At 78.5% G+C, this 11,607-nt stretch carries 15 protein-coding genes, 1 pseudogene and 1 riboswitch; of the genes and pseudogenes, 9 read left to right on the top strand and 7 right to left on the bottom strand.

The window, feature by feature from the left end; all coding sequences use genetic code 11:
- Window positions 1-31 precede the first annotated feature (31 nt).
- A complete protein-coding gene (locus EDC03_RS13570; protein ID WP_123380789.1) occupies window positions 32-556 on the bottom strand; it encodes a hypothetical protein in 525 nt (174 codons plus the stop codon).
- A 117-nt stretch (window positions 557-673) separates the two neighbouring features.
- Here EDC03_RS13570 and EDC03_RS13565 point away from each other — a divergent pair, with 117 nt between their 5' ends.
- The 4 genes from EDC03_RS13565 to EDC03_RS13550 are packed head-to-tail and all read left to right on the top strand — an operon-like array spanning window position 674 to window position 3,124.
- A complete protein-coding gene (locus tag EDC03_RS13565) occupies window positions 674-1,459 on the top strand; it encodes a hypothetical protein (RefSeq protein ID WP_199720252.1) in 786 nt (261 codons plus the stop codon).
- A complete protein-coding gene (locus EDC03_RS13560; RefSeq protein ID WP_123380788.1) occupies window positions 1,456-2,148 on the top strand; it encodes a DUF4166 domain-containing protein in 693 nt (230 codons plus the stop codon). The genes EDC03_RS13565 and EDC03_RS13560 overlap by 4 nt, the downstream gene beginning before the upstream one ends.
- 30 nt (window positions 2,149-2,178) lie before the next feature.
- Complete coding sequence (locus EDC03_RS13555) at window positions 2,179-2,883, top strand: haloacid dehalogenase type II (RefSeq protein WP_123380787.1); 705 nt, start codon at window positions 2,179-2,181, stop codon at window positions 2,881-2,883.
- A 49-nt stretch (window positions 2,884-2,932) separates the two neighbouring features.
- The gene (locus EDC03_RS13550; RefSeq protein WP_123380786.1) at window positions 2,933-3,124 is read left to right on the top strand and encodes a hypothetical protein; all 192 of its coding nucleotides are present in this window, start codon (window positions 2,933-2,935) and stop codon (window positions 3,122-3,124) included.
- 25 nt (window positions 3,125-3,149) lie between these two features.
- Here EDC03_RS13550 and EDC03_RS13545 read toward each other — a convergent pair whose 3' ends face one another.
- The 3 genes from EDC03_RS13545 to EDC03_RS13535 are packed head-to-tail and all read right to left on the bottom strand — an operon-like array spanning window position 3,150 to window position 5,525.
- Window positions 3,150-3,701 carry a GNAT family N-acetyltransferase gene (locus EDC03_RS13545; protein WP_158674312.1) on the bottom strand — a complete coding sequence of 184 codons (552 nt, stop codon included), beginning with the start codon at window positions 3,699-3,701 and terminating at the stop codon, window positions 3,150-3,152.
- The gene (locus EDC03_RS13540) at window positions 3,698-4,927 is read right to left on the bottom strand and encodes a DUF418 domain-containing protein (protein WP_123380784.1); all 1,230 of its coding nucleotides are present in this window, start codon (window positions 4,925-4,927) and stop codon (window positions 3,698-3,700) included. The genes EDC03_RS13545 and EDC03_RS13540 overlap by 4 nt, the downstream gene beginning before the upstream one ends.
- A 19-nt stretch (window positions 4,928-4,946) precedes the next feature.
- Window positions 4,947-5,525 carry a PadR family transcriptional regulator gene (locus tag EDC03_RS13535; protein ID WP_123380783.1) on the bottom strand — a complete coding sequence of 193 codons (579 nt, stop codon included), beginning with the start codon at window positions 5,523-5,525 and terminating at the stop codon, window positions 4,947-4,949.
- 95 nt (window positions 5,526-5,620) lie between these two features.
- Between EDC03_RS13535 and EDC03_RS13530 the strand changes: the two genes are divergently transcribed.
- Window positions 5,621-6,082: a DUF2306 domain-containing protein gene (locus EDC03_RS13530; protein ID WP_123380782.1), complete on the top strand. Its 462-nt coding sequence runs from the start codon at window positions 5,621-5,623 to the stop codon at window positions 6,080-6,082.
- 21 nt (window positions 6,083-6,103) lie between these two features.
- On the opposite strand, the gene EDC03_RS13525 is transcribed toward EDC03_RS13530, so the two are convergent.
- Window positions 6,104-7,828 (bottom strand): SpoIIE family protein phosphatase, encoded by a 1,725-nt coding sequence (locus tag EDC03_RS13525; protein WP_158674311.1) that lies wholly within the window; start codon window positions 7,826-7,828, stop codon window positions 6,104-6,106.
- 126 nt (window positions 7,829-7,954) lie between these two features.
- A riboswitch (guanidine-III (ykkC-III) riboswitch) is annotated at window positions 7,955-8,017 on the top strand.
- Between the two features lie 12 nt (window positions 8,018-8,029).
- Between EDC03_RS13525 and EDC03_RS13520 the strand changes: the two genes are divergently transcribed.
- From EDC03_RS13520 to EDC03_RS13505, 4 genes are read left to right on the top strand one after another with little or no spacing between them, the layout of a single operon-like run.
- Window positions 8,030-8,344, top strand: a complete 315-nt coding sequence (locus tag EDC03_RS13520; protein ID WP_123380780.1) for a DMT family transporter — start codon at window positions 8,030-8,032, stop codon at window positions 8,342-8,344.
- Window position 8,345: 1 nt separating this feature from the next.
- A complete protein-coding gene (locus EDC03_RS13515; RefSeq protein WP_123380779.1) occupies window positions 8,346-8,699 on the top strand; it encodes a DMT family transporter in 354 nt (117 codons plus the stop codon).
- 39 nt (window positions 8,700-8,738) lie between these two features.
- The gene (locus tag EDC03_RS13510) at window positions 8,739-9,332 is read left to right on the top strand and encodes a TetR/AcrR family transcriptional regulator (RefSeq protein ID WP_123380778.1); all 594 of its coding nucleotides are present in this window, start codon (window positions 8,739-8,741) and stop codon (window positions 9,330-9,332) included.
- Window positions 9,329-9,895, top strand: coding sequence for a hypothetical protein (locus EDC03_RS13505; protein ID WP_123380777.1), 567 nt, complete (start codon window positions 9,329-9,331; stop codon window positions 9,893-9,895). The genes EDC03_RS13510 and EDC03_RS13505 overlap by 4 nt, the downstream gene beginning before the upstream one ends.
- 13 nt (window positions 9,896-9,908) lie before the next feature.
- On the opposite strand, the gene EDC03_RS18605 is transcribed toward EDC03_RS13505, so the two are convergent.
- The gene (locus EDC03_RS18605) at window positions 9,909-10,772 is read right to left on the bottom strand and encodes an HpcH/HpaI aldolase/citrate lyase family protein (protein ID WP_422393830.1); all 864 of its coding nucleotides are present in this window, start codon (window positions 10,770-10,772) and stop codon (window positions 9,909-9,911) included.
- Between the two features lie 363 nt (window positions 10,773-11,135).
- A pseudogene (locus EDC03_RS18625) lies at window positions 11,136-11,567 on the bottom strand (alpha/beta fold hydrolase); the annotation flags it as partial.
- Window positions 11,568-11,607: the final 40 nt, after the last annotated feature.

The following is an 11,607-nucleotide window of genomic DNA, read 5'->3' as shown; positions in this document are numbered from 1 at the left end:
CCCGGGCGGGCAGGGCGGGGCGGGCCGGGGGTCAGTGCGTCAGCACCGCCTTCGCGACCGCCACGACGGCGCTCAGCGCGGCGAGGACGACGCCGCCCCACAGCGCGGTCGAGGACGGACGGCGGCCCGAGACCCGCTCCACCACGAGGCCCGTCAGCGCCAGCCGGACGCCGACGACGGCGGCGGCCGCGGACCAGGCCGTCGTCGTCGGGAGGACCTCGAGGGCCCCCGCGAGGAGGAGCAGCGCGGGCCACACGCCCGAGCTGGCGATGGGCAGCGCGTCCCGCAGCGACGCCCCGGCCTCGCGGCGCAGGCGCGGCGGGTCCACGTCGGGCCCGATCCGCTCGGACACGACGTGGGCCATGACGTGCGCGACGAAGGTCGCCGCCGCCGTCGCCAGCACGACGACGGACGCCGAGCCGGACCGCACGGCGTCCTGCCCCACCGCCACGACGGCGCCGAGCACGGTGATGTTGCCGTAGACGAAGGCGGACCCGCGCTCGCGTGCGCGGTGGACGGGCAGGCCCCCGTCGGGGCGACGTCGCAGGGCGGCCACGGGCGCACGGTAGGGCCGCGCCCCACCGGGCGCGTGCCCTGCCGTGCCGGGCCGTCGGTGCCCCGGGGCCCGCCCGAAGCCCGCCCCGGGAGCCCCGGCCCGGCTAGCGTCCCCGGCATGGCGAGGGCGCTGTACGTCGAGACCTCCGTCCGCGTGGGCCGCGGCGGCGCCGCCGGCACCGTGGACGACCTCTGGCACCTCACCCAGGACCCGGCCCTCCACCCCCGCTGGGACCTGCGTTTCTCGGCCATCACCCCGACCGGGGCGGACGACGAGGGCCACCGCCTCTTCCGCTACGACCTGACGCTGCCCGCGCCGCGCCTGCCCCTCGTGACGGTGACCGGGACGGGCGTCAGCACCGCGTCGCGCCGGCGCGCCGACGGGGGCGGCACCTCCGCGCTCCGGTGGGGTGCCGCCGGCCCGCTGTCGCCGCTCGGGGCGGGCAGCGGGTACTGGCGCTACGTGCCCGACGGCGACCACGTGCGCTTCCTCACCGGCTACGACTACGAGCCCGGCTGGGGACGGCTCGGCCGGTGGCTCGACCCGTGGCTCGTCCGCCCCCTCGTCGGGCGGGCGACGGCGTGGAGCTTCGACCGCCTGCGCCTCTGGGCCGAGCGCGGCCTCGACCCGGCGCGGGCCCGGGACGCCGCCCTGGCCCTCGCGGCCGGCCGCGTCGGCGCGCTCATGGGTGCCGCCGCGCTGGCGCGCCGCGCCGCCCGCCACCGGTCGGGCGCCCCCGCCGTCGTCGCGGCGCTGGTGGCGGCCGCCGCGGTGCTCGCGCCGGCACCGCCCGGCGTCCCCTCGGCCCGGCGCTGCCGTCGCCGACCGCCCGACCGGCTCGCCGCCACCCCGCCGCGGGACCTCGCGGGCCTCCCCGCCGCCCGGGCCGGGGCGGACCGGTGAGCGTCGTCCTCGACGCGCTCGGCGCCGACGCCGGGCGCCTCCACCCGCAGCTGCGCCGCCGCTTCGGCGCGTCGACCGCCGCCGGCTACTCCTGCGTCGGGCGCGGCGTCATGGACCGGGTCTGGCACGGCCCGACGTGGACCCTGCCCTTCCTGCACCTCGGCGCGTGGCGCAACATCCTCGTCCCGCACGACGGCCGGGACGTGCCCTTCACCGTCGAGAACCACGCCTACGTCGACAGCCTCGGGCGCGAGTCGCTCAGCGTCCTGCGCACCTTCGAGACCGGCCCCGGCCGGCGCGACCGCTTCGACGCCACCCTCGTCGCCGGCGACCCCGACGCCGACGGGCGCCCGACCGTCCTCGACTACCTCGGCACCCACCAGCACCTCGCCGTCGACCTGCACCCGCGTGTCCTGGCCGACGGGCGGCTCTCGCTCCGCTCGGGCGCCCAGCGCTTCCACGAGGGGCCGGTCTCGTTCCGCTTCCCCCTGGCGCTGTCCGGCGTCGCCGACCTCGTCGAGGGCTACGACGACGAGCGCGAGCGCTTCACGATCTCGGTCACCGTCCGCAACGCGCGCCTCGGCCCGCTCGTCGGCTACGAGGGGACCTTCACGTGCGAGTACCCCGAGGTCGTCGGGGACGCGGTCCCCGCGTCGGCGCGCCCGCGGCGGGAGGAGGCACGACGGTAGGCCGGTGACACACCACCACCCGGGGCCGGCATGACCGCCGCCCCGCCCACCGCGCTCCTCGTCCTCGACGTCAACGAGACGCTCACCGACCTGCGCCCCCTCGCAGGGCGCTTCGTCGACGTCGGCGCCCCCGCGCACCTCGTGCCGCGGTGGTTCGCCACGGTCCTGCGCGACGGGTTCGGCCTCGCCGCCGCGGGCGCCTCCGCCCGCTTCGCCGACCTCGCGGCCGACGCCCTCCGCACCGTCCTGCACGGCGAGGACCTCGACGGGGACCTCGACGCCGCCGTCGACCACGTCCTCGCCGGGCTCGCCGAGCTGCCGTTGCACCCCGACGTGGCGCCCGGCCTGCGGGCGCTGCGCGACGCCGGCCACCGGGTGGTCGCCCTCACCAACGGCGCCGCGGCGCAGGCCGAGCAGCTGCTCGCCCGCGGCGGCGTCGTCGACGACCTCGAGGCGGTGCTCTCCGTCGAGGACGCGGGCGTCTGGAAGCCGGCGCGCGCGGCCTACGAGCACGCGGCGCGCACCTGCGGCGTCCCCCTCGCCGGGGCCACGCTCGTCGCCTGCCACCCGTGGGACGTCGACGGCGCCGCCCGCTCCGGGCTCGGCACCGTCTGGGTCGACCGGACCGGGAGCCCGTACCCGCGCTCGCTCACCGCACCGGACCTCCGCGTCACCGGGCTCGACGACCTGGCGCGCCGCCTCGGCCGACGGGCGGCCGGCGCCGGACGCCCCTAGCGTCGGTCGCCCTCCCGGCACCCCGGGCGGACCGACGAGAGGACACGCCATGAGCATCGTCAACAAGCTGCTGGGGACCGCCGAGCAGGCCGCGGCGGGCGGACGTGGCGGCGCTGCCGGCCGGCCGACGACCCGGGGCGGCGCGGGTGCCCGCGGCACGACCGGCGCCCGCGGGGCCGCCGCCGGCGGCGGCACCGCCGGTCTCGTCGGGAAGGTGCTGCGGGGGCTGCGCTCCCGCTGACGGGGACCGGTCGCGGGCGCCCGGGTCAGCCGGGCGCCCGTTCCAGCACGACCATGTCGCGCCGCACGCCGTCGACCTCGAGGTACCCGGGCACGAGCGCCGTCCGGCGGAAGCCGGCGGCCGCGCCCACGGCGAGGGAGGCGGCGTTCCAGGGCTCGACGGCCAGCTCCAGCCGGTCCACGCCCGGGACGAGCACGGCCCACCCGGTGACGGCGCGCAGCGCCGCCGTCGCGTACCCGCGGCCGCGGGCGGACGGCACCGTCCAGTAGCCGACGGTCGCCCGGCCGTCACCCGCCGGCCAGAGCCCCACCTGGCCGACGCACCGGTCGGTCGCCTCGTCCGCGACGGCGAGGGACCACCCGCTCCCCCGGCGCGACCGCTCGTGCTGCCGGGCGACGAAGGCGAGGAGCGCGGCGTCGTCGGGGTCGGCGGGGACCGTCGTCGTGGCGACGACGTACGGGTCGGCCGCCGCCTCGCACACCGCCCCGACGTCCGCGGGCGTGAAGGCCCGGAGGAGGACCGGCGGGTGCAGCAGCCGCGGGACCACCAGCGCCGTCGGCGGCGGGCCGGCGCTCACGCCGGCGCCGCGACGGCGCGCTCGCGTCGCCCGTAGACCATCCACCGCAGGAGCACCTCGGCGGGGCCGCGCCGTCCGGCCCGCTCGAGCAGCACCGCGACGACGACGGTCAGCGCGTACGTCGCGACCCCGACGGCCGCGACCCGCGCGGTGCCGGCGCCCACGCCGAGCCCGGCGCCCCACGGCGCGAGCAGCGGCACCATGACGACCGACTGCAGCAGGTAGCACGTCAGCGACCGACGCCCGACGGCCGACGCCGCCCACCAGGCGCCGCCCGGGCGCCACGTCGTCCCGGCCCGGGCCGCCGCCTGCTGACGACGTCCGACGAGCAGCGCGACGAGCGCGGCGAAGGCCACGGCACCGGCGACACCGGTGACCCCGTGGAGCGCGCCGACCACGTAGTCCGGGAGACCGCCCAGCGCGACGACCCCCGTCGAGGTGAGGACGAGCGGTACCGCACCGACGAGGGAGACGGGCAGGCCGACGACGACGAGGCGCCGCAGCAGGGGCAGGTGCTCCGCGGGCCGTTCCAGCACCCGCCGTCGGGCCAGCAGCAGCCCGACGACCGCGGAGCTGACGAGGAGCAGGGTGAAGACCGGGCCGACGACCACGAGGAAGACGGCCCCGAACGCCCTCTCGGCGAGCGCGCCGACCGCCGACGTCGTGTCCCACGGCACCCCGGAGGCGCTCCCGGCCGCCCCGCCCCCGTCGAGCCCGTCGAGGCCGCTGAGCGCCGCCAGGGGCAGCAGCGCCAGCAGGCCCACGACGACCAGCGTGCGGTCGGGCGCGCGGACCAGGAGGACGAGCCCGAGGCCGAGGAACCCGTACGAGGTGAGGATGTCGCCCTCGAAGAGCAGGACCAGGTGGGCGACGCCGAGGAGGAGCAGCGCGAGCGAGCGCCGCACGAGCAGCCGCCGTGCCTCCGGCCAGGGCGCTCCCCGCTCGGCCTGCCGCCGGACCACGACGGCCGTCCCGTAGGCGACGAGCAGGGTGAAGAGCGGGAAGGACCGGTTGTCGACGAGCAGGCCGACGAGGGCGTCGACGACGCGGTCGGCCGTCGTGCCGTCCACCGGGCGCAGGGACGGCCCCAGGTCCCGGCCAACGACGTGGACGACGCTGTTGGCCAGCGCGATCCCGAGCAGGGCGACACCACGGGCGACGTCGGGCGCGGGCGAGCGCTCGGCCGTGGGGAGCGGGGCGGCGCGTGTGGCGGCGGGGGTCGTCACCGCGCCAGCGTGGCAGCGGTCACGCCCCGGCCGCGTCCTCCTCGGGGACGACGTCGTCCGGCCGCCACTCCTCGGGGAGGGCGGCGAACCAGTCGACGACCGCGGCCTCGTAGCGCAGGCCGAACTCGAGGGTGACGAGGTCCACCGGCCGCGCCCCCGCGGCGAGCGCCTGCTCCCGCTCGGCCCGGTACCGCGCGAGCTGCGCCGTGTGCGCCGCCCGGTGCTCGGCGACGACCGCGGCCAGCCGCTCCGGGGGCAGGTGCCGGGCGAAGGCGAGCTGGAGGAGCAGCGGGTGCCGGATCTGCTCGGGCGGCGCCGTCCGGGCCACCCAGCGCGCGAAGGCCTCCCGACCCGCGTCGGTGAGGGCGTACGGCCGCCGGTCGCGCGCGCCCGCCTCCCCCGCCTCGACGAGGCCGGTCGACGCCATCGCGGCGAGCTCGCGGTACACCTGGCTGCGGGTCACGCTCCAGAAGGGGCCGATGCGGTCGACGGCCGCGCGGTGCAGGTCGTACCCGGACCGGGGGCCCTCGTGGAGGAAGCCCAGGAGCGACGCCGCGGTCGGGTTGACCGACGGCCCACCCTCGCCCTGCTCCGCCATGGCCACCTCCGCACCCGCCCTTGACCGTCCACTGTAGATGGTGCACGCTCGGCGCACCGACGGTCCACTGTGGACCGTCGACCCGAGGAGGCCCCGTGGACGTGCACACCGCCCTGCTCGTGCCGCACGTGGCGGCCGGCACCCTCGGCCTCGCGCTCGGCCCGCTGGCGATGGTGCTGCCCAAGCGGGCGCGGCACGCCGTCGTCGGCCGGCTCTTCGTCGGCGTCACCGTCGTCATGACGACGACCGCCCTGGCGCTCGCGCTCATGAGCCTGCCGGGGAACGCGCACCTCGCCGTCATCGCGACGGCCACGCTCGCCGCGTGCGTGGCCGGCCTCGTCGTCCGTCGCCGTCACCGCCCGGGCTGGCTGCGCCCGCACGTCGTCCTCATGCTCAGCAGCTACCTGTCCTTCACGACGGCCTTCCTGCTCACCGTCTGGGACAGCCCGCTCGCGTGGGTCCTCCCCACCGTCGTCGGCTCGCCGCTCATCGCCCTCACGGTGCGCCGGCTCCCCGCCGGGGCACCGCGCCGCCGTCCGGCGCCCGCCGTGGCCTGACCGGCGGCCGGAGGCGCTGCCTCAGAGCCGGTTCGGGCCCGCCTCGGGCGGCCGCGGCCGGTCCTCGGGGTGCAGGCGCACGGCGAGCACGGCCACGTCGTCGTCGTGCTCGTCGGCCGCGCGACCGCGCCGGACGGCGCCCGTCATGACCCGGATGAGCTCGTCGACGAGCTCGGCCAGCGGCAGGTCCGCCAGCCGCGCCACCGCGGTGCGCATGAGCTCGAGCGTCGCCGTCAGCGGCTGGTCGCGGCGCTCGACGAGGCCGTCCGTGTAGAGCAGCACGGTGGACCCGGGCGGCAGGACGACCTCCTGGTCCCCGCGCCGGGCCGCGGGGTCGACGCCGAGGAGGAGGTCGCTGCGCTGCGGCAGGAGGTCGGTCGTCCCGTCGGCCAGCAGGAGGACGGGCGGCAGGTGGCCCGCGCTCGACCACCGGAGGCGGCGCAGCCCCTCGGCCTCGTCCTCGGGGGACTGCTCCACCCGGGCCAGCAGCACCGTGGCCAGCGTGGAGGCGTGGAGGTCGGCCATGGCCCTGTCGACCCGGGCGAGGACGTGCGACGGCGGCTCCGGCGTGGACCACGCGAGCGTCCGCGTCATGGCGCGCACCTGGCCCATGGCCGCCGCGGCGCGGGAGTCGTGGCCGACGACGTCGCCGATGACGAGCGCCGTGGCCCCGTCCGGGAGGATCACGGCGTCGTACCAGTCGCCGCCCACCTGCGCGGTGTCGACCGCGGGCAGGTACCGCGCGTGGAGCTCGAGGTGGTCCGGCTGCGGCAGCTCGGTGAGCATCGAGCGCTGCAGGGCCTCGGACATCTGGCGCGTCACGTCGGCCGCGGCCTGCTCCACGGCGTGCGCGTGCGCCCGGTCGAGCGCGGCGGCGAGCGAGGCCGCGACGAGGCCGAGGAAGCCGCGGTAGCCCTCGTCGAGCCGGGTCGTCGGCCCGAGGAGGACGCCGAGCAGCGGCCGGCGGATGCCGGGGCGGCTCGCCGGCAGCCGCACCCAGACGACGGCGCCGGACGCCGTCTCCTGCAGCGCGACCCCCGCGCGGGGGACGTCGTCGGGCGGGGCCGGCAGCCGCTCGTCGCGGGGGACGGCCCGCTCGGCCGGCTCGCCGACGGGCGGGAGGGCCGCGGACCACGACGGGTCGTCGACGACGTCGACCGCCGCGAGGTCCAGCGGGGCGGACCGCAGGACGGGCAGCGCACGGTCCGCGAGGTCGCCCGGGTCGAGGATGTCGGCGAGCGCGAGGTTGAGCTGGGTCAGCAGCTCGAGGCGGCGGCGGTCGACGACCTGGTGCGTCGTCTCGACCGCGATGTCGACGACCCCGGCGACGCCCCCGTCCGGCCCGCGGACCGCGGAGTAGGAGAAGGTGAAGAAGGTCTCCTCCGCCGGTCCGTGACGCTGCAGGAGGAGCCGCTGGTCCTCCGACCACGTGGCGCTGCCGGTCCGCCGGACCTCCTCGAACAGCGGCCCGACGACGTCCCACGCCTCGGGGAAGACCTCGCGCGCGGGCCGCCCGAGCGCCGACGGGTGCTTGTCGGCGATGAGGCCGACGTAGGCCTCGTTGTAGAGCAGGACGAGGTCCTCGCCCCAGAAGAGCGCCACGGGGAAGCGGGTGCCGAGGGCGACGCGGAGGGTCGAGCGGAGCGCCTCGTCCCAGCCCGACGGGTCGCCGACCGCCGTCGCCGCCCAGTCGACGGCGGCGTAGGCGTCCCGCAGAGGTCCTGCGGCGGCGGGGAGGTCGTCCACGGCGACGACACTACGGGGGCCCGGCGGAGGCCCGGGCGGCCGCGGCCCGCGCCCGACCGCGCCCGCGCCCGAGGCCCCCGGGCGACGGCGGGCTGGTCGTCGGCGGGGGCGCGTGCTACCCATGGGGTTGCCCCCGACGGCGGGGGCGCGGACGAGGGAGCCGTACCCGCCCGGACACGACGGCCTCACCGGAGGTCCGCCGTGTCCTGGCTCGTGCTCGTCGTCTCAGGGGTCCTCGAGGCGGTGTGGGCCACGGCCCTCGGCCGCTCCGAGGGCTTCACCCGCCGCCTGCCGACCGCCGTCTTCGCCGTGGCGCTCGTCCTCAGCATGGCCGGCCTCGCCGTGGCCATGCGGGAGCTGCCCACCGGCACCGCGTACGCGGTCTGGGTCGGCATCGGCGCCTCCCTCACCGTCGCGTACGGCATGGCCCGCGGCCACGAGGCCGTCTCGACGGCCCGGGTGCTGCTCGTGCTGCTCCTCGTCGGCTCGGTCGTCGGCCTCAAGGCGGTGAGCTGACGTGCCGTGGGCCGTGCTCCTCGTCAGCGCCGTGCTCGAGGCCGTCTGGGCGACGGCGCTCGGTCTCTCCGACGGCCTCTCGCGACCGGCGCCCGCCGTCGTCTTCCTCGTCGCGCTGGCCCTCAGCATGCTCGGGCTCGGCCGGGCCACCCGCGACATCCCCGTGGGCACCGCCTACGCGGTGTGGGTGGGGCTGGGCGCGGTGCTCACCGTGGCCTACGCCATGGCCACGGGCACCGAGGCCGTCTCGGCGGGGAAGCTCGTCTTCATCGCCGGGATCATCACGGCGGTCGTCGGGCTCAAGCTCGTCCCCGCCCGCCCCGCGCGCCGCCCGGAGGTGACGGCCGGACGCTGACCCTGGTGGCGGAACACCTGTTCCGCTACGGTCGGCGGCATGCCGAGACCCCTCGACGCCGCCGCCCGCCGCCGCGAGGTCGTGGCCGCGCTCTGGCGGGTGGCGGCGCGCGACGGCCTCGCGGCGGCGACGGCACGGGGCGTCGCCGCCGAGGCAGGGCTCTCGCTCGGCGCCGTCACCCGCGTCGCCCCCACGCAGGAGGACCTCCACGTCGAGGCCCTGCGCGAGGTGCTCGGGGCGGTCCGGGGACGGCTCGCGGACGGGACGCGCACCGGCGACCCGGTCGTCGACGCCGAGGCCGCCCTCGCCGAGACCCTCCCGCTGGACCCCGTCTCCGCCGCGGAGGCGGGCGTCTACTACTCCTACCTCGAGCGGGCCCGCAGCCGTCCGGCGCTGCGGGCCGTCGCGGACGAGGTGGACGACGCCCTCGCCGGCCTGGCCCGCCGCGTCGTCGACGACGTCGCCCCGGCCGGGCTCGACGAGGACGACCGGGCCGGGGCGGCCCGAGAGCTGCACGCGCTCACCGAGGGCCTGGCCCTGGCCCTCGTCACGTGGCCGCACCGGCGCCGGCCCGAGGAGGCACGGGCCGTCGTCCGCGCGTGGCTCGAGCGCCTGGCGGGAGGACGGCGGTGAGCCGCCGCTGCCCGGCGGACCTGCGCCCGGTGGGTGGGTGGTCGGCCCTCTACCGCAGCACCTTCGAGGTCGAGCACGACGGCGCCACCTGGACCGTCGACGCCGACTACCTCGACCTCGGCGAGCGCCTCGGCCTCTACCGCGACGGCCGTCTCGTCGACGAGCGGTCCTCGCCCGCCCGCTTCGCGCTGCCCGACGGCGCCCGCGTCGAGGCGGCCCTGTCGCTGCTGGGGATGCGGCGGGTGCACCTCGTCACGCCCGACGGCGAGCGGCTCCTCGTCCCCACGCCGGGGACGGGCGAGGCGTGGCGCGCCGGCGTCGCCCGGCGCCACCCGCGGGCGAGCGCCGTCGTCGGCGCCCTCTCGTGGCTCGTCCTCGTCGTCGGGCTCCTCCTGCAGCTGCCGGGCTGGGCCGCCCGCGTCGCCGGGTGGCTCGGGACGACGTCGCCGCTGCCGGCCGTCGACCTCCCGGGCGGGGTGACCACCGCGCTCGGCGTCGCCGCCCTCGTCGCCGGGCTGGACCGGGCGCTGCAGGTGCGTCACAGCCGCTGGCTCGACGACTGACGCGCCACCCGCCTCAGCCCGGCGCGACGCCGTAGGCCGCGGCGAGCCGCTCGATCCGCTCCGCGCGCCCCAGGCGCGGCAGGTCGCCGGCGTCGCGGACGACGCGGTCGCGCGCGGCGAAGTCGGCGAGGAAGGTCCGCGCCCACGCCACGTCGGTGGGCGTCGGGCTGAGCGCCTCGTTGACGACACCCACCTGCTCCGGTGCGGCGCAGAGCTTCCCGGTGAGGCCGAGCTGGACCGCGGTCTCGCAGTCCTCGCGCAGCGCGGGGCGGCTGCTGCTCGTCGTCGGCCCGTCCACCGGACCGGGCAGGCCGCCCACCCGGCTGGCGACGACGAGCCGCGAGCGCGGGTAGCCCATCGCCACCTCGGTGTCGCCGGTGCCCGTGTCCAGCCGGTAGTCGGCGCTGCCGAAGGCCAGCCGGGCGCAGCCGCGGGCCCGGGCGACCGCGACGGCCTCCTCGACGCCGACGGCGGACTCGACGAGGGCGACGACGGGGACGTCGCCGCCGAGGCGGTCGCTCGTCTCGGTGACCTCCGTCGCCGCCTCCGTCTTCGACAGCACGACGCCGACGAGGCCGGCGACGCCGCGCAGCGCGTCGACGTCGCGCGGCCAGTGCGACGTCGCCCGCCCGTTGACCCGCACCCAGCCGCGGCCGCCCCCGGCGAGCCACGCGACGGCGGCCTCGCGGGCCGCGTCCTTGCGGGTCTCGTCGACGGAGTCCTCGAGGTCGAGGACGAGCGCGTCCGCGCCGCTCGCCGCCGCGGCCGCGAGGTCGGTGCCGAGCGCCGGCACGAGCAGCCACGAGCGCGCCAGCTCCGGCGGCAGGTCCCGCCGCGGCGCGGGCGCGTCGTCGGCGGCGTCGGTGAGGAAGTCGATCGCCGCGGTCCGGAAGTGCCGCGAGGTGGGCGCGTTGAAGTGGTGCCGGCCCGGGATCTCGAAGAAGGCCCCTGCGGGGACGGCGGAGGCCAGCGTCCGCGAGCGGTCGAGGATCCGGTCCTCGCTGCCCGTCGCGAAGAGGACGGGCTGCTGCGGCGGGTGGTCGGCGTCGGGCTCGCCGCTGCCGCGCATGCCCTCGACGAGGCTGACGAGCGCGCGGACGTCGTTGCCCGCCACCGAGTCCGCCATCGTCAGGTAGGCGGCGGTGATGCGGTCGGCCACCTCCGCGCCCGTCTCCAGGTGCGCCCGCGCGGCGGGGACGTCGAAGCGGGCCAGCGGCTCGCCGTCGGGGATGCCGCCGAGCACGGCCGCGAGCACGCGCTCCGGCGCGCGGACCGCCGTCTGCCACCCCACCCGCGCGCCGAGGGAGTAGCCGACGTAGTGGACGGCGTCGAGGTCGTGGGCGTCGAGCACCGCGAGGACGTCGTCGACCAGCAGCGGCAGGCCGTAGCGCGACGGGTCGTCGGGGCTGTCGCTGGCGCCGTGCCCGCGCTGGTCGAGGGCGACGACGTCGAAGCCCGCGCGGGTGAGGTCGCGCACCCAGCCGGTGACCGCGAAGTTGGCCGTCGCGCTCGAGGCGAAGCCGTGGACGAGGAGGACGACGGGGCGACGGGCGGCCTCCCCGCCGTCGCCCTCGGGCTGCTCGGCCGGCCAGCGGTAGGTCGCGAGCCGGGTGCCGTCCGCAGCGACGACGAAGGACGGCGGCGGGACGTCGGGGCTGACCACGGGGCGCATCCTCCCGGACGCCCGGCACCGCGGAGGTCCCCGCGGGCGT

This window comes from Pseudokineococcus lusitanus (assembly GCF_003751265.1).
Classification (GTDB): Bacteria; Actinomycetota; Actinomycetes; order Actinomycetales; family Quadrisphaeraceae; genus Pseudokineococcus; species Pseudokineococcus lusitanus.
Note: the sequence above shows the minus strand (reverse complement) of the source record. Positions and strands in the feature narration are given on the sequence as shown.

Excerpts from the sequence above, each read along its gene's own strand:
- EDC03_RS13565 (WP_199720252.1), top strand. The coding sequence starts at position 674 with ATGGCGAGGGCGCTGTACGTCGAGACCTCCGTCCGCGTGGGCCGCGGC.
- EDC03_RS13555 (WP_123380787.1), top strand. The coding sequence starts at position 2,179 with ATGACCGCCGCCCCGCCCACCGCGCTCCTCGTCCTCGACGTCAACGAG.
- EDC03_RS13550 (WP_123380786.1), top strand. The coding sequence starts at position 2,933 with ATGAGCATCGTCAACAAGCTGCTGGGGACCGCCGAGCAGGCCGCGGCG.
- EDC03_RS13535 (WP_123380783.1), bottom strand. The coding sequence starts at position 5,525 with ATGGCGGAGCAGGGCGAGGGTGGGCCGTCGGTCAACCCGACCGCGGCG.
- EDC03_RS13510 (WP_123380778.1), top strand. The coding sequence starts at position 8,739 with ATGCCGAGACCCCTCGACGCCGCCGCCCGCCGCCGCGAGGTCGTGGCC.